Raw genomic sequence first — 706 nt, forward strand, 5'->3', positions numbered from 1 at the left:
GGCGCTGGCGCTGGCATCGGGTCAGGCTGCGGTGGCGCTGTCGGTGCTGACGTTGGTGCAGGCCGGCGACAACATCGTCACCGGCACCGATCTCTACGGCGGCACCTGGAATTTCTTCGCCAACCGGCTGAAGCAGTTCGGCATCGAGGCGCGTTTTGTCGATCCGTCCGACCCCGAGGCGTTCCGCGCCGCCACCGACGATCGCACCCGGCTGTATTTCGGCGAGACTCTGCCGAATCCGAAGCTCAACGTGTTTCCGATCCGCGAAGTCGCCGACATCGGCCGCAGCTTCGGCATTCCGCTGATCATCGACAACACCGCGGCGCCGCTACTGGCGCGGCCGATCGAGCATGGCGCGGCCATCGTGGTGCATTCAGCCACCAAATATATCGGCGGGCACGGCACCACGATTGGCGGCGTCATCATCGATAGCGGCCAGTTCCCGTGGGAAGAGTTTGCCGACCGTCATCGGCTGATCAAAGGCCCCGATCCATCCTACAACGGCCGCAACTGGCCGGACATCGCCCGGCCGTTCGGTCCGGTTGCCTATGCGTTTGCGGCGCGCGCCGGCCTGTTGCGCGACCTTGGTCCGGCGTTGTCGCCGCAGAACGCGTTTCAGTTGATTCAGGGCGTCGAGACGCTGCCGCTGCGCATCCGCCAGCAGACTGCCAATGCGGCGCGGATCGCGGACTATCTGGCGCAGAAC

General features: G+C 65.6%; 1 protein-coding gene. It reads left to right on the top strand.

Going from position 1 to position 706, the window contains the following annotated elements; all coding sequences use genetic code 11:
• Positions 1 to 706, top strand: a 706-nt coding sequence (locus tag DYI24_RS27370) for a PLP-dependent transferase (protein WP_205523721.1), incomplete at both ends; no start/stop codon positions are given.

Source organism: Rhodopseudomonas sp. BR0C11 (genome assembly GCF_010820945.1).
Lineage (GTDB): Bacteria > Pseudomonadota > Alphaproteobacteria > Rhizobiales > Xanthobacteraceae > Rhodopseudomonas > Rhodopseudomonas palustris_H.